Source organism: Metallosphaera javensis (ex Hofmann et al. 2022), assembly GCF_022064045.1.
Taxonomy (GTDB): domain Archaea; phylum Thermoproteota; class Thermoprotei_A; order Sulfolobales; family Sulfolobaceae; genus Metallosphaera; species Metallosphaera javensis.
The window spans coordinates 34,077-54,337 of sequence record NZ_JAKNCW010000001.1; the positions used below are offsets into that span (position 1 = coordinate 34,077).

Genomic DNA, 20,261 nt, shown 5'->3' on the forward strand with positions numbered 1-20,261 from the left:
GTCAGGATCCCTCCTCGTGAATTTCGGCGAATTTGCTCCTTAGTACTTCCTTTTCCAAGTTATAAATGGTGTTAATGCCCTTATACGCCAGCTCTAATCCCTGTTTAAATTCTTGCTGTGTCATGTTACCATTAAGCTGGATTAGGGTAATTTGTCCCAATGAAGGTAGCATAGCCACTGGCATATCTGCCTCTCCCCACATGTCCTCAGGTTCGTTTAGGTCAAGAACCACGACCCCATCTGCCTTACCAACTGCCACAGCTGCTATTACATCCTTCACCGGTATTCCAGCATCGACGACTGCCAGAGATGCGGCCATTAAAGAGGCCAATCTGGTTCCGGCATCTGCCTGAATTACTTCCATGAACACGTCAATGGAGGATCTTGGAAACTGTTCCACAAGTATGGAGGATTCCAGTGCTTCCCTTATTACCTTGGAGAGCTCTATCTCCCTTCTGCTGGGTGCGGGACTCTTTCTCTCATCGGTGGAAAATGGAGTCATATGATATCTCACTCTTAGAGTGGCCCTGTTTGGAAGAGCTAGGTGCCTGGGATGCATCTCCCTGGGACCATAAACAGCCGCTATGATCTTTGTATTACCCACTTCAACTAAAGATGAACCGTCGGCGTTCTTTAGCACCCCTATCTCCATCTTCATAGGCCTTAATTCGTCGGGTTTCCTCCCGTCAAGCCTTCTTCCATCCTCAAGTATTAGTTTGGGCTTCTGAACTTGTAACACTCTTATCACCTAGTGATTCTTTTATTAGTTTTTTAATTCTATCAGTCAACCCTTTAGTGTGGGACTCGCGTTCTATGGTTCTTATGGCCATTATGAGAATATTCTCCTTTTCCTTTGATGGGCAATTTGCCAGAACTCTCCCGTTCTGAGCCACCAAAATGTCGCAGCCGGTCTCCGTACTCAAAGTTTCCAACATACTTTTTCCCTTTCCCACAACCCTGGGAACCTTTACGGGGAGAATGTCAATCACTGTACCTGAGGATACTCTCCCAAGTCCCTTTCCCTTAACTGAGAGAACTGGATCGCTAGTTCTATCAAAACTCTCTACCTTTGCAATCACGTAATCCCCTACATCTATATATCTCCTAAGATCTTCACCTACGTTAGCTGGTCTTCCCAAAAGGGAAGACGCGGGCAAATAAGCCGAATAGGGAGCCTTAATGTCTGTAGTCCAGCCGTAAAGTTCCACATCCTCCACCAGAGCTATTACAGTGTCTCCTATTCTTGGGTAGTAATGTGAACCTTCCAGAGGAATAACTTCAAAGATGGAGTCCTTTACCTCAACCACTCCAATTACTGAGGCGAAATACTTGTTCCCTTGCCTAATTATGTATGGAGACCATGGTATTTGAAAATTGCCCTCAGCTATTAGATCGCCTGGGACCACCACGGTCCTGTCCTGTAGATATATTTTATTTTCTGTGGACATCTTACTTCACTTGAAGTACTCTAACTTCTACTTCGCCTTTAGTTATAGAATTTAACTTATCTATTACATCTTGTTGAGCTCCAGCCGGTATTTCTATCTCAGCCACCAATGTACCGTCGTCGAGCCAGATAGTTTTCTTTACACTGCCCAGGGAGCTGAGCTGTTGCTTAGCCTTACCGGCATATCTTTGCGGGATCTTAACCTCGAGAAGAGCCCTAGCAATTTTGATGGGTATTATTCTGGTCAATTCATGAATGATCTGTAGGGCTTGAGCCTCAACCTCCTTGTTAATATCTATTTGCACCCTCGCCTGCTCTAGCGCCATTTCCAGTCTTGCCGGTGGTATGGGGAGATTGGTCTTGGGATCAACTGCGTTCCTATGGATGAAATCAATTATTTGTTTTCTCTTTGCCTCAAGCATCTCCTTTCTTTGTTCTGCCGTAATTGGGATTTCTCCCTTGAGTATTATTTCCCTGGAAATTGTTTCAAAGTCCGTGGTTCCAAAAACCTTCTTCAGTGAAGATGGGGAGGCCTTTAACCCCTTCTTCACATCCTTGTAAATGGTGTCGGAAACAACCACATCGGAGAGGGATATGCTTTTACCCTCCCTTATTTCCATGGCTTCTTTAGGCTTAACTAAAATCTCGAATCTCTCCCCGTGACTCTCGTACTTCACCACGACGTAATCCTTTGGGCCCATATATTTTTATCACCTTAGATTTTCTGAAGATAGTTAGCCCTTTCCTCAAGAGTCATCTTCCTGAATTGACCTTCCCTAGTGGCGAATCCTATCTCAACGTTTCCTGGGCCCAGCTTCTCTCCAGGCTTCAATGTAACCTTTAGTGCGTTCAACGCAAGGAGAATGGTCTCCTCAACGCTTAGGTCCTCCTTATAGTTCTTCTCCAGATAATCAGTAGCGTTATATCCACCCTGTCCTATAGCTACCGCCTGATAGGGCATGAACTGCCCGCTGGGCTCGGTCATGAATAGTTTAGTGACCCCCCTGTCAACACCTCCCACTATTAGGGCCACGCCAAATGGTCTAACTCCTCCGTGTTGTGTATACATTTGCTTCACATCAGATATTAACTTGGTCAGGTAGTCTATGCTAATGGGTTCGTCATAAACTAGCCTGTGTTGAAGTGAGGAATTCCTTGCGTAATCTATGAGTATCCTTCCATCTGAAGCTAGACCTGCAAAGCTACATCCCACATGATCATCCAAAAGGAAAACCTTCTCAATACTGTCAACGTCCAGTAGCTGAGACGCCTTCTTTTTCTCTCCCAAAATGACTACGGCGTTCTTGGTCTTAACGCCCAAAGTAGTCCATCCTTTCTTTACTGCCTCAAAGGCATAATCTACTTGGTATAAGGAGCCGTCGGGCGAAAATATTGTTATTGCCCTATCATAACCCATTGCGGCTGGTCCAAAAGCCATATATGATCAATTTATACGAAACCTAGAGGCTAATAAAAGTGTCATAATCAGATCGTCGCAGGGAACATCATCATGCAGTCTGGAGCGGCGTCATCATCCAGTTCGTATGAGGCTCTTGGCCTTTTTTAAACTTCCGGTTGTCCTCAAGGGTACCAGGAGAACCTCCATTCCGGCAACGGATTTAACAAGAGGTAAGGAGGCCAGAACTGCCCTATAGCCCAGCCTATTGGTGGATATTATGCCACTCATGGTAGAGGGACTGTAAAAAATCACGTGAGGATCGGAGATCTCTAACCACATTCTCCCCACAAACTCCTTAACAGCGTCCCTGACTGAGGTTTCCAAGGCCTTACTGGTCAGTTGGCCCTGCCCTCCCACCACTCTAAAAACAATATATCTTTTCTTATTTTTACCAATTTTACGTCTACCCTTAAGCACTACGACGTTTTTGCTTGTAAGAAGTATCACAGTTAGTCCTGACAGCCATATCACAATTACCATGTCAAGGATCGTCTGATACAAGCTGAAACAACTCCAAGGGATTTGTATAGACCCAGCTTATCACGTCCTCCATATAGGCTCCGTGAAACGTTATATAATTCACTAGGCTTAAGGGAGCCCACAGCTCCGATATCCTAGAGGCGCAGGATGAGAACACTATCTTTGCACCTTTATACCCCCACTCTATGGCTCTACGAATAACATTTGAAGATGAATTACTCAACCTGATCTCAATAAATTTCTCTTTACTTTTAGATAAATTCAAAAGATTCTTCCTCAGTAAATAGAAATTATCGTTATCCACGCTTATGCCGTGAATCCCAGGATCATTCAGGGCTTTGACCAATTGTCCCCTGGAAAGGGGCCTGAAGAAGACGATCGAGTTATTTGGACTGGCGCTCCTCGAATCTCCCTGCAAGGTTACCCTCCTCCTGAGCCCCTCTTCTCTCAGGTCCTTTCTCGTCTCAACAAGATACCGCTGAAATCCCAGTTTCCTGGAAACTTCCACTAGCCTAGGATCTAGTATACATGTTTCCACTAGCAAGTTGCTTCAATTCCTCCATAAACTGTTTAATGTTATCCTTTAAACTTATAACTATTTTTATTACATCGTCCCCATCTTTTAATAAAACCCTGCCCTGAGATATTAAGGCCTGCTTGTCTATTCTAAGATATATTCTATTTCCCTCTGATCTACTTTGAATTGTTGATAAAAGGAAGATTAGGTCTCCCTTATCCAGTCTAGAGAGCAACCTCTGAGTGACCTCGCTGGCAACTTTACCCTCTAGCTCAACCTTGAAGGTTACAATGGAGTCTCCGTAGTGTCCAGTTGCGTCATATCTGGTTATAGAGGTTCCCTTCTGATCGTCAAGAAGTGAAAGAAGTGCATTGAGAACCTTACTTTCATCTTCTGTAGAATATAAAAATACAGAGGCGGTTATCCTGTTAACCCGCATGTCCCTTACTTGCCTGGAATTCTATCGTATTTGGATAGCCTGTAATACCTGCTTGCTTCATGTCTCTTCTTCTGCTCTCTCTCCTTCTTCTTCCTAGCTATCTTGTGGTGTATTGTTCCCTTAAGTCCGCGAGACTTAAGAAGTCCACGGGTTCTCCTGCCGGCTGAGGTTAGACCTCTGAATACCCTTCCCCTATTGGCCGGGTTCTTTAACCAGCTAAATTGAGGATCGGACATAATAACAGGGTTATGTGGATCCACCAGGATTACCTCATAATACTTGTACTTGCCGTCCTCAGCAACGTAGTAGCTCCCAAGAACCTCAAGACCTGGGAACTTCCTTGCAGCCTTCTCCTCTGCAATAAATTGAAGGCTTTTAGCGGGCGAGAAACCGTAAACACCCATCCTCTTGGGTCTTCTACCACTGTTTGGTCTTTGCTTATCCATTCCACCCTTCTCAACCTTAACTCTAGCAACTATAATGCCCTGTTTAGCCTTGTATCCCAAAGCTCTTGCCCTGTCCAGCCTAGTTGGTTTCTCAATTCTGGTTACCGTGTTCTGGTTCCTCCACTCAACAAGTCTTTGCCTGATAACTGTTTTCTTCCACTCCTCACTGGCCCAAGTAGTTGCCATGAAAGAGTACGCTGAGGCTACCATATCATTTCTCCTATAGTGCTAGCTATCAACTACTTAAAAAACTGAACGGTACCTATATCACAGAATATACATGATAACCATAGGCCTCATTGGCAAAACCAACGTTGGCAAGAGCACGTTCTTTTCCGCCGCTACCATGCTGGAGGTAGAGATAGCCAATAGACCTTTCGTTACAATTGAACCCAACGTGGGTGTGGGGTACGCAAGGAAGAGATGCGTCCACGTAGAACTCGGGGTTAAGTGCCAACCAAAGAACTCAATCTGTATAGGGGATTACAGGTTCATTCCTGTTAAGCTACTGGATGTTGCGGGACTAATTCCTGGAGCACATGAAGGTAGAGGTCTGGGTAACAAATTCCTCGATGACCTCAGAAAAGCTGATGTATTAATTCACGTCGTGGATGCCAGTGGGTCCACCAACGAAGAGGGTGTGATGGTGAGCCCAGGGAGCAGGGATCCTGAGGAGGACGTTAAGTTCGTGGAAAGGGAAATAGATGAATGGTTTTTCTCGGTTATTAGGAAGGATTGGGATAAATTTGCCAGGACCACCGATCTCAGCAGTAAAGACGTTGTGGAATCTCTCCTCAGTAAGGTGTCCGGGTTATCTGTTAACAGGAAACATGTGGTCATGGCCCTAAAGGCCAGCGGTCTTGAAAACGTCAAGCTGATTCAGTGGGGCGATGAGGGACTTAGACAGTTCAGTTCAGTATTGCGCAAGATATCTAAGCCCATAGTTATAGCTGCAAACAAGGCAGACATACCAATTTCAAGGGAAAACATTTCCAGGTTAAAGGAGAAACATTCCCACGTGGTACCGGTGAGCGCTGAATCCGAGCTTGCGCTAAGAAGGGCAGCGAAGGCTGGCCTCATAGACTACATCCCTGGAGATGGTCAATTCAGGGTAATAGGGAATATTGAGGAGAAGAGAATGAAAGCCCTGAACTACATCAAGAGCAATATGCTTGACGTGTACGGCAGTACCGGGGTTCAACAGGCCATAAACGAGGCCGTCTTTGGAGCGTTGAATATGATTCACGTGTATCCAGTAGAAGATGAAAGAAAATACACGAATAGGGATGGGGACGTTCTACCAGACGTCTTTCTGGTAGAGAAAGGTTCCACACCCAAGGACCTAGCGTTTCTCATACACACGGACTTAGGAAAGGGATTTCTCTACGCAATAGAGGCCAAGAAAAAGGTAAGGGTAGGAGAGGACTACGAACTTAAGGATGGGGACGTGATAAAGATAGTATCCACTTTAGCCAAGGGGTGAACTACCCCACCCTCACAATAAGGCTTCTTGGTTCATTCACCATGCTCGATCCCCTCTAACCCACAGCATCTAATGAAACCCATCCTTGACGCCCCGAGTGGGAGGGTTAAGGTGGCTAGATCTCCGCAAGCTTGACTTCGGTTCCATCCCTGGGTGGCCATCCCATGTGATCGCACGTTGGGGTTTAGCAGACCACAGTTGATTTACGCTATCATCAAAACCTTTCTTTGGGCTATCCATCCTCAACCTTACGGTGGGTATTCCCCACCAACCCCCAAAGAGATAAAATGGGTGAAGAGGTCTTCAACTTCCCTGACCTACATAATCCTAGGTTTTCAACCCTTGAAGAACTCTCCCCTATTCACGTCCCTGTTCACTACCGCTCCGGGATAGATCATGGCGTAAGCTCCTATCCTTATCCCGGGTAGTATGGATACGTTTATCCCGGTCCTCACGTGTCCACCCACAACTGTCCCCATCTTTTTCCTCCCTGTTCCCTGTCTCTTTCCCTTAATGTTCATGTACACTTCCTTTTCATCAAACCTCAGATTAGCCACCAGAGTTCCGGCACCAAAGTTAACATCCTCAGAGATTACGCTGTCTCCCACATAGCTCAAATGGGGGATTTTTGTCCCCTCCATTACAACTGACTCCTTAATCTCCACGAATGATCCTATCTTCACATTACTTACCAGGACAGTGTAAGGCCTTACGAAGGCGTTTGGTCCAACTACACAGTTCCTCCCGATGTACGCTGGTCCTTCTATCCTTGTACCTGAAAGTATCTTGGCTCCCTCCTCAATGACCACCTTCCCCATCAGCTTCACATTTTCCTCTAGTTCGCCCTCAATCTTACCGGGTATCGAGTCCAGTTCCACCTTGTTTATGTCAATGACATCCCACGGCTTTCCCACATCCCTCCAGAAGTCGTTACTCTTAACCACCTTTATCCTAGACCTCCTAGCGAAGGTAGTAATGGCGTCTGTAAATTCATATTCTCCCCTAGGGGAAAGCTCTAGTTTATCCACCAGATCCAGAATCGAAGAGGAAAGCTTGTATATCCCTCCATTAATTACGTTGGAGGGTGGATTGGGGCTCTTCTCCACAATTCCCTGAAGGTATCCTCCCTCATCCATCTTAAGGGACCCGTATTCGCTGGGATTGGGAACCTCAACACCGAGCATGGAATTGCCAGGCTCTGAGACCACTCTCTCCACAGAGTTACTCGTGGTATAAATGTCCCCGTAAAAAATAAGGAGTTCGTCATTGGAAAACTTTGGAACGTACTGAAGAGCCCCTCCAGTCCCTTTCCTTTCGCCCTGTTTCACCAGATTGACTCCCTGTAACCGCGAAAAGAAAGACTCATATTCGGGAGGATACTCCTCGGGTATCACCACAAAAATCTCTGGATCCTTCACAATCCTCCTAACTATCTTCAAGTTCCTTTCAATCAGGGTTTCTCCTAGAACGGGAACAAAGGGTTTGGGCCTAGTATGGGTGATGGGCTCTAGTCTTTCTCCCTTACCCGCTGCTAGGAGCACTACTTTCAACGGCTTGCTTGACCTCCTTTATTACGGGTGCAAGTAGAACCTTGGACTTCTCTATTTCAGCCTTCCTGAGAGGGGCTATCTTCTTTGCCTCATTGAATATGTTGTTTGCCAGGTTTCCAAATATCATCTCCTGAACAAATTCGTCGAAGGTCTTACCCTCCGCTGTCTTCTTAACCACGTCCTCCATGATCTTCCTGATAGTGGTGGCCTGTTCCCTGTGAACCCTGTAGGCAGTTAAGGCCAGCGTCTTTACCCTAAGGGTATAACCGTCCTTCGTGACTATATCCACAACCTTGTTGATCTTGGAACTTTTCCTTCTAACCAAGGATCTTACGTAATCCCTGGAAAGTTCGTGGCCTGCGAACTCCGTGAAAAGCCTATCACCTTCGCTCCTCACAACCTTAAAGTACAGGTGAACATACACAGTACTGAAGTCACCCGTTAAGTCGTAGAGGGTGGTCTCCACCTTCCTGCCAATAGTCTGCGACACATCAAAAGCGGGGGTAGAACCCAGGGACACCTCTCCAAATACCTTAGGCGAGTAAATTGAGAACCATTTCTTCATCTTCCACTTATCTTTGAGTGCACCAGCACTACCCTTGGCACCTGATCTAGCTGACATTGAACAAACATCTTTAGTAAAGAGTATAAAAACTCATTCATTGCCGTGAATCATTCTCATGTAGACCTTCCTGAGAAACCTGACAACCGCCCTCCCTTCCTCCTCATCCCTTATACCCCGCAATAATGATCTCTTAGTTGCAATATACATCGCATCATCCCCATCTGATCTTTTAACTGTGTCGTAGAGAGTTTTTACGTACTTCTCAACCAGTGTTATGGTCTCCTGTGAGGGAGCAGGACCAGCCTCGCCTGGGCGGAGATGAGTTGACTTCCAGATCTCGTACAGGATTATTCCCACGGCGTGGGACAGGTTCAGCACGGGGTAATCCCTGTTGGCCGGGATATGAACCATTATATCCGTCATCATTATTTCCTCTCTGGTTAAACCCACGCTCTCCCTCCCGAACACCAGTCCTGTCCTTCTGTTCTCCATTAACTTAACAATCTCCCAGGGAGGCATGGACTTACGCAACATATCTCCCTTGGAATCTGCGATGCTGGACGTGGATATCTTGAGATCTAGATCCCTCAACGCTTCCTGCAGTGTAGAGGTAACTGTGACCCTCTCCATGAAATCCCTTCCCTTGGCCGAGAACTCCATGGCCTTGTTCAGGTCACATCTGGGATTGACCACGTATAGCTGGTCCACTTCAAAGTTCTTACATAGCCTAGCCACGAAACCCACGTTATATTCCCCTTCAGGCTCTACCAAGATCACCCTTAGCAACTACCTTCACCGCCTTGAGAACCTCAAATCCGATTACCCTCTCTTTAACTTTATTTATTTCCAATCCACGGTCTTGAAGGAACCTGGTTATCTCCTCCTCATCCGTGAAGCTAGAGTACACGAAATAGTAATTCTTTGCATTAACCTGTCTCATCACCCCAAGAAGGACCTCTACTCCTCCCCTCCCTCCCGACCAGCTATATCCTATCCAGCTGGATGTTTCATACACAGGTAAGTAGGGTGGATTGAATATCAATGTATCCACTTTGACTTCTCTCAAACAGGTGATAGAGTCGCAGTTTATCACCTCAAGATCTACCCCGTTTAACCTAGAGGAGCAGAGAGTTGCCTCCGTGGCATAGGGATTGACGTCTATCGAGGTTACCCTGCCTCCCATTTTGCTGGCGATAATTCCCAGTAACCCACTGCCTGAACCCATATCCAGCACATTCTCCCCCTGTCTCACGTCCAGAATTGAGGCCAGAATCTCCGAGTCCTCTGCAGGTTCGTATACTTCCTCGTTCACACAGAGTTTATACCCATTGAACTCAACAATTCTGTAACCATCCATGGCTTGAAGTCCCTCACTCTTCTGGTCTCACTTGAGGTCAAACCGCACAGTTGAGACGCATTTCTCAGGGTCTTGTTCCTGTACCTGCTAAGGCATTTTATTATCTCCGTTACCCTCTCGTTATAGCTCCTCCTCCTCTCCAGGAGTACCAGGGACGAGAAGACCCTGGGAACGGGCCTGAACGCCCTGGGAGGGATAACCAGTAGCTTGTCTATTACATAATAGTAATTTAGGAGGAAGGATAGAAAGGTTGGATAACCCAGTATCTTGTTCACGAAGTCCTCCTGAAGGACGAGGAGAAGCCTGGGGAAGGAGTCCAGTTTAGAAACCTCGACGAAGAAATCCGAAGTAATGGAGTATGGAAGAGAGGAGACTATCTGTCCCCTTGATACTGGAAGTCTTCTGGCATCCCCATGAACTGGATTGAATTCAGAGAGATGAGGAAGCAGGCGGGTGTCAAGCTCAATACACACGTCAGGGTTAAGGAACCTGGAGAGGTTTCCCCTCCCGCAACCTATCTCTATAAGGGGCCTCAACCCGGAGACATGACCCACAATACGAGAAATTATTTCTTGATCTACTAGAAAATTCTGTGAATAATTCATCCCTGCTTTAATCTTTCTAAGTAGCCTATATATTTCTGCTCCTGAGGCTTCCTCTCTCCCTCAGCTCCCCTCTCCGCCTCGCCTGGATAGACGAAGAGGAAGTACTTGTCCTCCCTCTTGATTTCCACCAGCAACCTCTTCACCAGTATCTCCTTCACATTCTTTATTCCCACCCTGGCCTCTATGTCAGCAAAGCTGACGAACGGAGCACGCTTTCGCTCCTCCAGGACGGTCCTGAGGGTCTTTTTCCCTATATCGGGAAGGAGCTCAAGGGCGTGAAGTTTCAGAGTGAGTGACTCAGCTCTGTTAAAGAAGTTGACGAACTGACTCTCCTTTGCGCTGACTATTTTTTCCAGGATTTTCCCAAGATTGTCCTTGGCCAGTGAGGTCAGGTCCTCGTAATCTATGAGCACATCGACCTTGATAACGGGCGGATCCTGATCCCTGTCTATCCTCTCTTCCAGCTGGATCTGCTCGGTCAACGGGATGGCTTCCATGAGAATGAAGTAATCCTCACCAATTACCTGGACTATGGGTTTGTTCTTATGCCATTTATGCCTGTCAAGTGGATTTCCCTCCCTGAGGTAGTCCAGCACATAAACGTAGCGCTCCCTAGGCCCTCTCTTACTCATAGTGCCACAGATAAGGATATATGCAATTAGAATATTAAAGACAATCAGTTGTTTCTGTATCTTTTTATTAAATCTAGAATTTTCTCCAATTCATCCTGAGAAAATGCCTTACCCTCCAAGGTTAGGATGGCCCTAAGTGCGTCCGGATTGTCCGGGCAAAGACTGCTTATCATGGCCATAACCTCCTTCTTAGAGACCAGTCCCTTGAGCTCCTCCATGAGTTTCCGCGCGTTCTCTGCACTGCATTTCTCCAAGGAGTTAAGGTACTCAAAGGTCTTCTGGAGAATGGAGGAGGAAGATCCTGACTCAATGGCCTCCTTCAGGATCTCCTTGGCCACAGAGTAGGGGACGTAATCTTCCTCAATGATCTGAATAGATGACATAGAAAAATCACTTCTGAGCCTTTATCTGGTTGAGGTGCTCGGGTCTGACTATGAGAACCTTTTCCTTATCCCCAAGCTTCACCTTAACCTCGTAGGATTTTCCCCTCTTTCCGAGGACAGTTCCAACCTTGCCCTGGTATCTCCTGTGTGGCATACCGTTGTGTGTGGATGAGTTTATCTTTATAACAACCCTCTCACCTTCCTTCAGGTCAAGCATTAGCCTGCCCAAAGAAGGAACTGCTCCCCTCTCCCTAGGTGCCTTCCTGAGAAGTTTCCTGCTCCTTGTCCTGTTTCCTCTCGAGTGCTTCACCATCGTAAATCTGGTAACAGAGAGTATCAGTGATAAATTAAATTTTCGGATAAACCTTTAAGCAACTGGATCAAGTTTATGTGTGCGGGGGTGCCCGAGCCTGGTCAAAGGGGGCGGACTTAAGATCGCATAGGAGATCCGCTGGAGCAGTCCTGCGCGGGTCCAAATCCCGCCCCCCGCATTTGGTCGCAGACAACCGCGTCCTGAACTGTACAATGTACATTTATCCCCGGGACAATAACGTGGGTTAACTCCACATCTCCCGGGCTTTATCCGGCTGGTCTTGCGTGCATCTTCGTAACATGAAAGTTTGAGTTTAGAGTTCATCTACGCCTTCCCGGTAGGAGGCAATGGGGATATTGGTTATGGTCAACTAAACTAGAATTCTTGTAGTTTCTAGTTAGTTAAATTCTCGCCATAACAAAACCAGTCTTTGTCTCGTCGTGACGAAACCTCAATGAAATACTACCAAAACCATGACCAAGATCATTCCCATCCAGAGAAATGCGTGGGACTCATGGTGTTGCGTGAATTCCATGGGAGGGATATATCCGCTTCAGGCATTCCTGGTATCTGCTCTCATTGAACTTGGTGCAGACCTCCCTGCACTGGGCCTGAGAGGCCCTCCTAATGTCATATGGCGAGGGAGAGAGGTGGAGCATGTCTATAATGGGCAGATGCTTCAGGTAGTCAGACACCCTATCCACGCAATTCCAGTAACAGGTTTCATCCAGCGTTGTGGCCTCTTCATGACAGATCTCCAGCGCCTCCAGCTCCTGGTCAGATCCTAGCTGGCTCAGCACGTTATAAATGTCTTGAGCCACCCTGCTCATCTCAGAGTAGCAATGGCCCTGATCGGAACAGCTGAAGTGATGCTTGTACAACTCCTTCTCCAGTTCATCTACCACGTCCTCGGGATACTGGGAAAGAATATTTCCTATAACTATTGCGAAGTTCACTGCTGAGGAGAGGTAATCCTGGGAGTAGCCCAGGGAAGCAGACCACTCCATCACGTCCTGATAATTCCAGCTCCTGGGTGGAGGAAAGACTAATGCAACGGAGGAGGACTCGACGAAACCTTCAAGCTGAGGATCGTTGTCCACTTTTCTGTTCTGCGACTGGGCATACGCGCTCAGAACTTGAGAGAAGGATACCAGGGAGGAGATGAAACCGGAAATGACTGGAACGTTGCACTGGGAGTTCCCAGAGTAGACAGGAGAACCCAGGTAGTAGTCGTCTACGGGATCCTCGGGATATCCGGGTATCAAGTAGTAGCTCTGACCTATGAAGGGAACGAAGGGAGTAGAGAGAGCCGGAAGGAGATCAGGGAAGGTGCCACTCACGTAGGATGCTATTGAAGTACATGTATTGCATACACCATGAGATGTAGGAGTTTTGTAGAATAGACCTCCGCTCTTGGAGCTCGCTTCGCGTATCTCTCTCCTGTATGACTGTACAAATGCGGAGTAACTTGAAGGTTCGGGAGGTAGGGGGTTCGTGAAGGTCTGGGATGTTCTCTCTCCTCCAAAGAGGATGCCTACGTTGAATTTCCCTATCACTCTAGATAGCTCGCTCCTTACGCTGGAGGAAAACCTGAATCTCCTCTCTGCACCATACTGGTAAACTGAAACGTGATCTCCTCTCCAGTTGGGGGATATCCCTCCCATATACACCATGATGTTCTTGCCAGAGGGAGTTGTAAGGCTTACCATAACGCCCTGCCTGAACACCAGTTTTGGTGCATCACTATAGGGATTTCCCACCACGCTTGCGGAAATATCATTGTCTGTGGCCACTGAGACGAAGGCAAGCTTCATGAAGTCCCTGTCGGCTTGATCAGCTCTAGCCCTCATATTACCCTCCGTCTTTCCGTTGCACCGAGCCTCTTCGTTGGCCTGATCATTGTTAGTTACGTAGGTAAAGGGGGACCCAACCCTGGCCATGGCTATGGCATTGAAGGCAACGGACTCCAGGGCTCTGTTGCTGTAGATGAAGTTATTGAACTCCCTGTTCATAGCCGTTATTGCCTGGATCACCCCATTCAGATCTCCCGTTGACTCAGCCTGAACCAATTGTTCCTTCTGTTCTAGGAGAGACATGGATAATAATTGATCTGAAAGTATATAAGTATTCCCAGTTTATATAGTAGAGAGTAGGCTGAAAGTGGATTGGGAATACAATTCTTATCTTTTCAAAATTTGAAGACGAGCCTATACGCTTCTCCTTAGAAGTTGTACAAACATGAAACAGGAAAAGTTTCTTTCGAGTACCTAACCATAAATTGAGTTTCTGTTAGATGAATAGTAAAACATTTCTCTACTTTTAGATGGTACTGTGAGTTTTAAGAGGGTCGTATAAGTATGGTAATACAACACAAGTTTCAGTACTGAAGCGCTAAGTTGATTTGTGGTAAGGATCGGACACACATTTACATGTTCAGTGTTGCTTAGAACCAGAGAGATGGACATAGTTAACTATCAATCGATGTGAAGAGTTAATGCGAGAAGAGAACCTTGCAATGGTAGAATGGAAACCGAGAAAGAGCTGTCTGGTTCTAGTCCCGCATTGAAAGGTGACCGTCACAGTGTTGGGTGAGTTACCTTAGAGGGATATATCTGCCTCAGGCACTCGAGGTACCTCTCCTCATTGAATTTCGTGCAGGTCTCCCTGCACTGAGCCTGGGCATCGCTCCTCAACTCGTTGGACGAAGGAGACAGATGGAGTCTATCGAAGAGCGGGAGACGCCTGAGGGACTCGTAGACCCTATCCACGCAGTTCCAGTAACAGGTCTGGTCAAGTATGGTGGCCTCCGCATGACAGATTTGTAACGCCTCAAGTTCCTTATCCCAATCCTGCTGGACGAGGACGTTATAGATATCTTGGGCTATCTTATTCATCTCGGAGTAACACTGCTCCGGGTTGGAACAGCTAAACTCGTGCTTGTACAGCTCTTTCTCGAGATCATCTACCACGTCCTCAGGGTACTGGGAAAGGATGGTTCCCAAGACCACAGCGAAATTAATGGCCGAGGATACATAATCCTGCGAGTAACCCAAGGAGTAGGACCACTGGATCACGTCGTCATAGCTCCAGCTTCTTGGTGGGGAGAGGACGAATGCGACCGAGGAGGACGACAGGAACTGATTCAGTTGACTTTCTAAGTCTTTGTTAAGCTGGACTGACCTGTTCTGGAGTTGGGAGTAAGCCTGTAATGCCTGGGAAAAGGGTATAAGGGAAGAGATGAAACCTACGATAGCAGGCATGTCACAGTTGGAGTTACCAGCATAGACAGGGGAGCCAAGGTAATATTCGTCTATGGGGTTTTCTGGATAGCCAGGGACTAGGTAATAACTCTGACCTATGAAGGGAACGAAGGGAGTAGAGAAAGCTGGAAGGAGATCTGGAAAGTTAGAGCTAGCGGATAAGGCTATAGAGGTACACGCATTACACGCTCCGTGCGAAGTAGGAGTTTTGTAAAATAAGGCAGGACCTTTCTTGATGCTATCCTCCAGTATATCTTTCCTATACGACTGCAAGAAAGCGGAGTAGCTTGATGGCTCAGGCGAGGGAGGATTCACAAATACCTGAGATGCCCTTTCTGCGCCAAATAGCACTCCAATATTCAACCTACTCAGAACGCTTGAGATCCCGCTCCTGACCCCGGAACTGAACTTGAATCTCCTCTCTGCACCGTACTGGTAAACTGAAACGTGATCTCCTCTCCACTCCGGTGAAATTCCGCCTATGTAGACCATAAGCTCCTTCCCTGAGGGGGTCATGAGCCTCACCATAACGCCCTGCCTGAACACTAGCTTGGGTGAGTCCTGGACGGGCTTGCTCACAACCTGCGCCGCTATATCATCGTCGCTGGCTATGGAAACGAAGGCAAGCTTCATGTATTTCCTGTCCCCCACATTGAACCTGTCTCTCATATTACCCTCCGTCTTTCCGTTGCACCGAGCCTCTTCGTTGGCCTGATCATTGTTAGTTACGTAGGTAAAGGGGGACCCAACCCTGGCCATGGCTATGGCATTGAAGGCAACGGACTCCAGGGCTCTGTTGCTGTAGATGAAGTTATTGAACTCCCTGTTCATAGCCGTTATTGCCTGGATCACCCCATTCAGATCTCCCGTTGACTCAGCCTGAACCAATTGTTCCTTCTGTTCTAGGAGAGACATGGATAATAATTGATCTGAAAGTATATAAGTATTCCCAGTTTATATAGTAGAGAGTAGGCTGAAAGTGGATTGGGAATAGTTGACGAATCTAGGACTGCAGCTATGCTCTTGATTTGGTGTAAGAAAAGATGTCCGTTGGTAATGGTTCCTTGACTACGATATAGAGTAAGATCTTATTGATTAACGGGCAGGCATATTAGCTTCTTTTTCACTATGCCTCCCTGTTGAGCTTCACCATGCACTGGCGAAGTACATCTTCGAGATTGTTAAGCACGTATTTAATTAACCGTTTCTGGAGGAGAACTTCCCAATCTTATTGCTAATGACCAGAGACACAGTCTTAGAAAGCTCTAAATAATCAACTGTGCAACTCTACCCCAGTCGCATTTATACCCGTACAAAAAGAAAAGATAACTTTAAATATTGAATGTAATAATATTAGTATGCCGCAGTAGTCTAGCCCGGTCTAGGATGGGGGCCTGTCGAGCCCCTGACCCGGGTTCAAATCCCGGCTGCGGCGCTCCTTTACCATACGATTTCTACGCCAGTCTCCTTGATGGAAAGGATTTATTCACGTTCCTGAGCGATCTCTTGATATAAACGTCCTTTAGAAGGTTATCTAGACCTCTTGTCCGTCTCTCACCATGTAATCAATGAGACAAAGCTAAATTGACACCCATTAAGGAAGCTTTATAACGTAGAATTACAAAATCCGTATTAGCCGGGTAGTCTAGCGGCCAAGGATCCAGGGCTTTGGCCCCTGGGACCAGGGTTCGAATCCCTGCCCGGCTACCTTACTTTTCACGTAAATTTCTCTGGTTTTGATTCGATCATAGTACTTTCAAACATCACAACCCAAACCTTATCTTCCGATCTTCGAACTCTCCGGTACTATCCCACCGCCAGAAGCATGGAAATCATGGACAGAATTACCAGCATGAGAAGAACGTTTCTATATTCCTCCCTTAGCTCTCTTTCCACTATTACGAAGGCAAGCTCCAGGACCACAACTATTGCGAACTCTATTTCCAGGTAAGCGAAGGAAACGTCGCTGAGCGGGTTCCCCTGCAGGGACATGAACTCCTCAGTGAGCCCAACCACAGCCAGGATAACAATAATTAAGGACGAGACCAGCTCCGGTTGTCCTTTTCTCAGTCTTCTCGCCAAGGATTTCATAATCTCGCCCATATACCCTCTCCAGTTACTCTCCACATAGAATGGAAAGGAAACAGTTCCTACTATGGCCCCAAAGAGGAATGCGATACCGAACTCCAGATTGGCAGGTGGGCCCAACCTGATATTCAGACTTTTCCATAGCCCCTCCGTATGAACCCATGTCTCTTGAAGGAAAAGGGCCCATAATAGGATATTCATCACCCACAGGAATGATCTCCAGAACTTCAGATATTGAAACTCCAACCCATATGCAATCTCAACGAATACCCGTCCTCCCTGTGAGTTGGTGGTTCTGAACTGCATGTCCACGGCTGTGTTGGACTCAACGACTCCGTTTTCGGGCGCAGGGTCACAGAACAGATCTAGGTTAATCCCGGGGAAAAGTTCCTGGTTCCTCCTGTTCCACTTCAACGAGTTTCCTGACACGATAGGCGTGGGCTTATCATCCTCGTCGCGAAGACTGAAGCTGATCCTTTGCAGACTGGTGACAACCCTATAACCCTTTGAGGGTATTATAACTATTCCTTCAGTTATGTTATCCAGGAGGGCTATCCTTATCTCGAACTCCTTCTTTCCTCTCCTTATTTCGTCATAACTCTTGAGGCTAATTGTACGGCACTCTCCAGGTTTCAGTTCCCTATTCAGCTCAACCACTACCGCGAATTCCATTTCATTTATCTTCTCGCCCAACAGGTCCCTCAACTGTCCATTGCTCAGTAGGATGAGATGTTCGTGGGCCTCATCCTCTATGCGTAGTCCCCTTACGTAACTATCCAACCCAAAGTACACATGCTTCACTGGGAAATCGGTTGTATTACATACGGTGTATTCGTGCCGGCGAAATCCCCTTACCGGATCCTCATGCTTGAAGAATATCCTTGTCCTGACGATGGAGAGATTGTCATATATCTCCAGCGTATCCACAAAGAGATTGTTACCGTAGATCCTCCCATTACTCGAGATATTGAAGTAAACATACCTGGGCTTCCCCTGACTTGACAGGTAAATTGCAAGGTTAAAGGGATACAGGGTGGCTGTGCTCCCCTCTCCCTCCTGTGGTGGTTCTGAGATGTAAGTGAATATGGAGGAACTTATTACAAGACGATTGAAAAATATGGTAAAAATTTTACCATCCTCGGATATAGCCCTAACCTCGGCCCCCTTCTCCTGCGGATCAAGCGTTATCTGTATGGTATTCAGAACCGTGTAGGATGCAGATGGTGGATCGTGGTACTCCAGCTTTACGTTAACTTTGTAGCTGTAGACCTTCTGCGACGACTTCGAGTGTGCTCCCTCCATAATATTGCAGGAAAAGTTTCAGGATATACTAATAATTTTCGCTGTTGCCTCTTCGATGTCCGTCGTCAGAGTTTAAGCCAGCTGAATGAAGGTATCGTCAACGGTAACCCTTAAACCTTTATATCTTAGCTGATCTATTTTACACGCGAGAAATGGTCAAAATTAGGGTCGTCCGTGGAAAGGATATAGTTGAGGCCTTCGAGGAGTTCGATAGGGAAGGGCCCAGAATGCCAGGATGGGCAGAATGGAAAGCTGCGGATGAAACAGAGGACGGGCAGGGAAAGGGAAGATCCAGAAGATAGAATACACGTTTAATTGAAAGTAATCAATTTTGAACCTATGTTAACTTCTTTATTGAACCTGAGTTTACTTGTTTACAGTATCTCTAACTGATTAGCATGGGGTTTCCGTCCATCTCTATGGAGCAATATTGCCCTATCAGGGATTGGGCTACACGAGTTCCCTATCGCCGTATACCATTTCAATTTCATACTCACTGTGCGCCTCAATCCAGCCCTGCACCACATGACCTCAAACACGTGACGTCCCTATCTGAAGACGCCGGGGGCGGGATTTGAACCCGCGCAGGGAAGTCCCTACTGGCTAACCAGGAAGCTCTCAAGGCCAGCCCCTTGGTCCGCTCGGGCACCCCGGCACTTAATTATCCAGTTTGCTCTCTTTAATTGTTTACGGCGAGGACAATGGAGTATCCCTTCACGCTCTTCATGACCCTGACTTCGGGGAAATAATCTCCAAATATCTTGGTTGCGTTACCCTCCCCCTTATACAGGACCATCTGTACGTATCCACCCTTTTCCAGCTTCTCCGGGGCCTGTTTGGCCAGTCTCTCCAGCACGTCTACCCCCTTGGAAAGGGGAGGGTTGGAGTAGATGGCCTTAACCCTGACCCCTAGCTCTGACAGAAGGTCGCTCTTGATCACTGTTACCCTATCCCCTAACCCGTATCTCTCCACGTTCTCTCTCGAGGCCTTTACTGCCAGGGGGTTCATGTCAAGCATGTAGACCGAGAGCCTTGGGTTCACTAGTGCCACGTATATTCCTATAGGACCATAACCGCATCCTACGTCGGCTACTGCCCCCTCCTCAGGAATTAGCAGATTCTCGAGAAGAACCCTAGTCCCTAGGTCTAATCTCTTCTTAGAGAAGAGACCTGGGTAGCTAACTAGGTTTAGGGGGACTCCATTAACCACATCAGTTACGATAAACATCATTTCTTCCATGCCTTGGGATATACATCTTTCTCCATTAATACCCTCTCAGGTTTAGCCACTTCTCCCTTTTTCCCCATGTTTCTGGAATCAATCAGGGCCCTCCCAAGGGCTATTCCCTCACCCTTCCAGGTGATGAGTGCCACTACGTCATCCTTTCTGAAGCTCTGAAAGGCCACTATCCCGGGTGCCATAAGGGGCGATCCATAAGCGAGGGAGTTAACGGTCTCGTCGTCCACGATGATCTTGGGGATTCCGCAGAAGGCCATCTCCATGGGGATGAGTATCTTCCTCAGCTCATCCTCCTCACCACAATTACGGTAGAGGTAAAGTGCCTCGGACACCTGCTGTAACGTTACAAGCGTGTCCTCCCTGAACACACCTGACCTGGTCCTCCTTAACTCCCTCATATGTGCACCGCAACCCAGAAGGATGCCCATATCATGGCAGATCTTCCTCATGTAGGTCCCGGGCTCTGAGGATATCCTCATGAGCACCTTCCTTCCTTCTATCTCCAGAATGTCAAGCGAGTACACCTGCCTCTTCCTGACCCTCCTCTTCACTGAGGATCGCACGGGCGGTTTCTGATATATGGTCCCCACGAATTCCTTGGAGATCTCCCTGACCCTGTCCTCTCGAAAGTCACAGTGGACCTCCATTAGACACACGTATTCCTTTCCCGATTTGGTCACGACGCTCATTACTCT

23 protein-coding genes and 4 tRNA genes are annotated in these 20,261 nt (G+C 47.1%); 5 read left to right on the top strand and 22 right to left on the bottom strand.

Annotation, left to right across the window (positions count from 1 at the left end; genetic code table 11):
- Nucleotide 1: 1 nt before the first annotated feature.
- The 8 genes from rrp41 to L3N51_RS00305 form a co-directional block, all read right to left on the bottom strand.
- On the bottom strand, nt 2-739 hold the full coding sequence (gene rrp41, locus L3N51_RS00270; RefSeq protein ID WP_238024626.1) for an exosome complex exonuclease Rrp41: 738 nt from the start codon (nt 737-739) through the stop codon (nt 2-4).
- On the bottom strand, nt 705-1,448 hold the full coding sequence (rrp4, locus tag L3N51_RS00275) for an exosome complex RNA-binding protein Rrp4 (protein ID WP_238024627.1): 744 nt from the start codon (nt 1,446-1,448) through the stop codon (nt 705-707). The genes rrp41 and rrp4 overlap by 35 nt, the downstream gene beginning before the upstream one ends.
- A gap of 1 nt (nt 1,449) precedes the next feature.
- Nucleotides 1,450-2,148: a ribosome assembly factor SBDS gene (locus L3N51_RS00280; protein ID WP_238024628.1), complete on the bottom strand. Its 699-nt coding sequence runs from the start codon at nt 2,146-2,148 to the stop codon at nt 1,450-1,452.
- Nucleotides 2,149-2,162: 14 nt separating this feature from the next.
- Complete coding sequence (gene psmA / locus L3N51_RS00285; protein ID WP_238024629.1) at nt 2,163-2,885, bottom strand: archaeal proteasome endopeptidase complex subunit alpha; 723 nt, start codon at nt 2,883-2,885, stop codon at nt 2,163-2,165.
- 93 nt (nt 2,886-2,978) lie between these two features.
- Nucleotides 2,979-3,407, bottom strand: a complete 429-nt coding sequence (locus L3N51_RS00290; protein ID WP_238024630.1) for an Rpp14/Pop5 family protein — start codon at nt 3,405-3,407, stop codon at nt 2,979-2,981.
- Nucleotides 3,388-3,930 (bottom strand): hypothetical protein, encoded by a 543-nt coding sequence (locus tag L3N51_RS00295; protein WP_238024631.1) that lies wholly within the window; start codon nt 3,928-3,930, stop codon nt 3,388-3,390. Before L3N51_RS00295 ends, L3N51_RS00290 begins: the two co-directional genes overlap by 20 nt.
- Nucleotides 3,899-4,342, bottom strand: a complete 444-nt coding sequence (locus tag L3N51_RS00300) for an RNA-binding protein (RefSeq protein WP_238024632.1) — start codon at nt 4,340-4,342, stop codon at nt 3,899-3,901. The genes L3N51_RS00295 and L3N51_RS00300 overlap by 32 nt, the downstream gene beginning before the upstream one ends.
- A gap of 5 nt (nt 4,343-4,347) precedes the next feature.
- Complete coding sequence (locus tag L3N51_RS00305) at nt 4,348-4,998, bottom strand: 50S ribosomal protein L15e (protein WP_238024633.1); 651 nt, start codon at nt 4,996-4,998, stop codon at nt 4,348-4,350.
- Nucleotides 4,999-5,068: 70 nt separating this feature from the next.
- On the opposite strand from L3N51_RS00305, the gene L3N51_RS00310 reads away from it, so the two are divergent.
- Nucleotides 5,069-6,271, top strand: a complete 1,203-nt coding sequence (locus tag L3N51_RS00310; RefSeq protein WP_238024634.1) for a redox-regulated ATPase YchF — start codon at nt 5,069-5,071, stop codon at nt 6,269-6,271.
- Between the two features lie 335 nt (nt 6,272-6,606).
- On the opposite strand, the gene spn is transcribed toward L3N51_RS00310, so the two are convergent.
- Genes spn through L3N51_RS00350 form a run of 8 tightly spaced genes read right to left on the bottom strand, consistent with a single transcriptional unit; the run spans nt 6,607 to nt 11,676 of the window.
- Nucleotides 6,607-7,821: a bifunctional sugar-1-phosphate nucleotidylyltransferase/acetyltransferase gene (spn, locus tag L3N51_RS00315; RefSeq protein WP_238024635.1), complete on the bottom strand. Its 1,215-nt coding sequence runs from the start codon at nt 7,819-7,821 to the stop codon at nt 6,607-6,609.
- Nucleotides 7,793-8,443, bottom strand: coding sequence for a 30S ribosomal protein S3ae (locus tag L3N51_RS00320; RefSeq protein WP_238024636.1), 651 nt, complete (start codon nt 8,441-8,443; stop codon nt 7,793-7,795). Before L3N51_RS00320 ends, spn begins: the two co-directional genes overlap by 29 nt.
- Nucleotides 8,444-8,476: 33 nt before the next feature.
- Nucleotides 8,477-9,172: a tRNA (cytidine-2'-O-)-methyltransferase TrmJ gene (gene trmJ, locus L3N51_RS00325; protein ID WP_238024637.1), complete on the bottom strand. Its 696-nt coding sequence runs from the start codon at nt 9,170-9,172 to the stop codon at nt 8,477-8,479.
- A complete protein-coding gene (locus tag L3N51_RS00330) occupies nt 9,144-9,698 on the bottom strand; it encodes a HemK2/MTQ2 family protein methyltransferase (RefSeq protein ID WP_238024638.1) in 555 nt (184 codons plus the stop codon). The genes trmJ and L3N51_RS00330 overlap by 29 nt, the downstream gene beginning before the upstream one ends.
- Nucleotides 9,695-10,348 carry a 16S ribosomal RNA methyltransferase A gene (locus L3N51_RS00335; RefSeq protein WP_238024639.1) on the bottom strand — a complete coding sequence of 218 codons (654 nt, stop codon included), beginning with the start codon at nt 10,346-10,348 and terminating at the stop codon, nt 9,695-9,697. The genes L3N51_RS00330 and L3N51_RS00335 overlap by 4 nt, the downstream gene beginning before the upstream one ends.
- Nucleotides 10,345-10,980, bottom strand: coding sequence for a DUF655 domain-containing protein (locus tag L3N51_RS00340; protein WP_238024640.1), 636 nt, complete (start codon nt 10,978-10,980; stop codon nt 10,345-10,347). Before L3N51_RS00340 ends, L3N51_RS00335 begins: the two co-directional genes overlap by 4 nt.
- Nucleotides 10,981-11,024: 44 nt before the next feature.
- Nucleotides 11,025-11,363: a DNA-directed RNA polymerase subunit F gene (locus L3N51_RS00345; protein WP_238024641.1), complete on the bottom strand. Its 339-nt coding sequence runs from the start codon at nt 11,361-11,363 to the stop codon at nt 11,025-11,027.
- 7 nt (nt 11,364-11,370) lie between these two features.
- Nucleotides 11,371-11,676: a 50S ribosomal protein L21e gene (locus tag L3N51_RS00350; RefSeq protein ID WP_238024642.1), complete on the bottom strand. Its 306-nt coding sequence runs from the start codon at nt 11,674-11,676 to the stop codon at nt 11,371-11,373.
- Nucleotides 11,677-11,757: 81 nt separating this feature from the next.
- Between L3N51_RS00350 and L3N51_RS00355 the strand changes: the two genes are divergently transcribed.
- Nucleotides 11,758-11,854, top strand: a tRNA-Leu gene (locus L3N51_RS00355).
- Nucleotides 11,855-12,188: 334 nt separating this feature from the next.
- Here the strand turns inward: L3N51_RS00355 and L3N51_RS00360 are convergent.
- Both L3N51_RS00360 and L3N51_RS00365 read right to left on the bottom strand, forming a co-directional pair.
- The gene (locus L3N51_RS00360) at nt 12,189-13,772 is read right to left on the bottom strand and encodes a hypothetical protein (RefSeq protein WP_238024643.1); all 1,584 of its coding nucleotides are present in this window, start codon (nt 13,770-13,772) and stop codon (nt 12,189-12,191) included.
- Nucleotides 13,773-14,252: 480 nt separating this feature from the next.
- Complete coding sequence (locus L3N51_RS00365) at nt 14,253-15,851, bottom strand: hypothetical protein (RefSeq protein WP_238024644.1); 1,599 nt, start codon at nt 15,849-15,851, stop codon at nt 14,253-14,255.
- Nucleotides 15,852-16,296: 445 nt separating this feature from the next.
- Here L3N51_RS00365 and L3N51_RS00370 point away from each other — a divergent pair.
- Nucleotides 16,297-16,371: transfer RNA gene (locus L3N51_RS00370), tRNA-Asp, on the top strand.
- 199 nt (nt 16,372-16,570) lie between these two features.
- Nucleotides 16,571-16,643, top strand: a tRNA-Gln gene (locus L3N51_RS00375).
- Nucleotides 16,644-16,742: 99 nt separating this feature from the next.
- Here L3N51_RS00375 and L3N51_RS00380 read toward each other — a convergent pair.
- Nucleotides 16,743-18,326: a hypothetical protein gene (locus tag L3N51_RS00380; protein ID WP_238024645.1), complete on the bottom strand. Its 1,584-nt coding sequence runs from the start codon at nt 18,324-18,326 to the stop codon at nt 16,743-16,745.
- A 152-nt stretch (nt 18,327-18,478) separates the two neighbouring features.
- On the opposite strand from L3N51_RS00380, the gene L3N51_RS00385 reads away from it, so the two are divergent.
- A complete protein-coding gene (locus L3N51_RS00385; protein ID WP_238024646.1) occupies nt 18,479-18,628 on the top strand; it encodes a hypothetical protein in 150 nt (49 codons plus the stop codon).
- A 257-nt stretch (nt 18,629-18,885) separates the two neighbouring features.
- On the opposite strand, the gene L3N51_RS00390 is transcribed toward L3N51_RS00385, so the two are convergent.
- From L3N51_RS00390 to L3N51_RS00400, 3 genes are all read right to left on the bottom strand, one after another.
- Nucleotides 18,886-18,981: transfer RNA gene (locus tag L3N51_RS00390), tRNA-Ser, on the bottom strand.
- 24 nt (nt 18,982-19,005) lie between these two features.
- Nucleotides 19,006-19,566: a class I SAM-dependent methyltransferase gene (locus tag L3N51_RS00395; protein ID WP_238024647.1), complete on the bottom strand. Its 561-nt coding sequence runs from the start codon at nt 19,564-19,566 to the stop codon at nt 19,006-19,008.
- The gene (locus L3N51_RS00400) at nt 19,554-20,255 is read right to left on the bottom strand and encodes an RNA-guided pseudouridylation complex pseudouridine synthase subunit Cbf5 (protein WP_238024648.1); all 702 of its coding nucleotides are present in this window, start codon (nt 20,253-20,255) and stop codon (nt 19,554-19,556) included. The genes L3N51_RS00395 and L3N51_RS00400 overlap by 13 nt, the downstream gene beginning before the upstream one ends.
- Between the last annotated feature and the right edge of the window lie 6 nt (nt 20,256-20,261).

Bases quoted from the DNA above. Each gene is read 5' to 3' on its own strand.
- L3N51_RS00385 (WP_238024646.1), top strand. From the start codon at position 18,479: ATGGTCAAAATTAGGGTCGTCCGTGGAAAGGATATAGTTGAGGCCTTC.
- L3N51_RS00320 (WP_238024636.1), bottom strand. From the start codon at position 8,443: ATGTCAGCTAGATCAGGTGCCAAGGGTAGTGCTGGTGCACTCAAAGAT.
- L3N51_RS00400 (WP_238024648.1), bottom strand. From the start codon at position 20,255: ATGAGCGTCGTGACCAAATCGGGAAAGGAATACGTGTGTCTAATGGAG.
- psmA (WP_238024629.1), bottom strand. From the start codon at position 2,885: ATGGCTTTTGGACCAGCCGCAATGGGTTATGATAGGGCAATAACAATA.
- L3N51_RS00350 (WP_238024642.1), bottom strand. From the start codon at position 11,676: ATGGTGAAGCACTCGAGAGGAAACAGGACAAGGAGCAGGAAACTTCTC.
- rrp4 (WP_238024627.1), bottom strand. From the start codon at position 1,448: ATGTCCACAGAAAATAAAATATATCTACAGGACAGGACCGTGGTGGTC.
- L3N51_RS00310 (WP_238024634.1), top strand. From the start codon at position 5,069: ATGATAACCATAGGCCTCATTGGCAAAACCAACGTTGGCAAGAGCACG.
- L3N51_RS00365 (WP_238024644.1), bottom strand. From the start codon at position 15,851: ATGTCTCTCCTAGAACAGAAGGAACAATTGGTTCAGGCTGAGTCAACG.
- L3N51_RS00280 (WP_238024628.1), bottom strand. From the start codon at position 2,148: ATGGGCCCAAAGGATTACGTCGTGGTGAAGTACGAGAGTCACGGGGAG.
- L3N51_RS00335 (WP_238024639.1), bottom strand. From the start codon at position 10,348: ATGAATTATTCACAGAATTTTCTAGTAGATCAAGAAATAATTTCTCGT.
- L3N51_RS00300 (WP_238024632.1), bottom strand. From the start codon at position 4,342: ATGCGGGTTAACAGGATAACCGCCTCTGTATTTTTATATTCTACAGAA.
- L3N51_RS00395 (WP_238024647.1), bottom strand. From the start codon at position 19,566: ATGGAAGAAATGATGTTTATCGTAACTGATGTGGTTAATGGAGTCCCC.
- L3N51_RS00380 (WP_238024645.1), bottom strand. From the start codon at position 18,326: ATGGAGGGAGCACACTCGAAGTCGTCGCAGAAGGTCTACAGCTACAAA.
- L3N51_RS00305 (WP_238024633.1), bottom strand. From the start codon at position 4,998: ATGGTAGCCTCAGCGTACTCTTTCATGGCAACTACTTGGGCCAGTGAG.
- L3N51_RS00340 (WP_238024640.1), bottom strand. From the start codon at position 10,980: ATGAGTAAGAGAGGGCCTAGGGAGCGCTACGTTTATGTGCTGGACTAC.
- L3N51_RS00345 (WP_238024641.1), bottom strand. From the start codon at position 11,363: ATGTCATCTATTCAGATCATTGAGGAAGATTACGTCCCCTACTCTGTG.
- L3N51_RS00360 (WP_238024643.1), bottom strand. From the start codon at position 13,772: ATGTCTCTCCTAGAACAGAAGGAACAATTGGTTCAGGCTGAGTCAACG.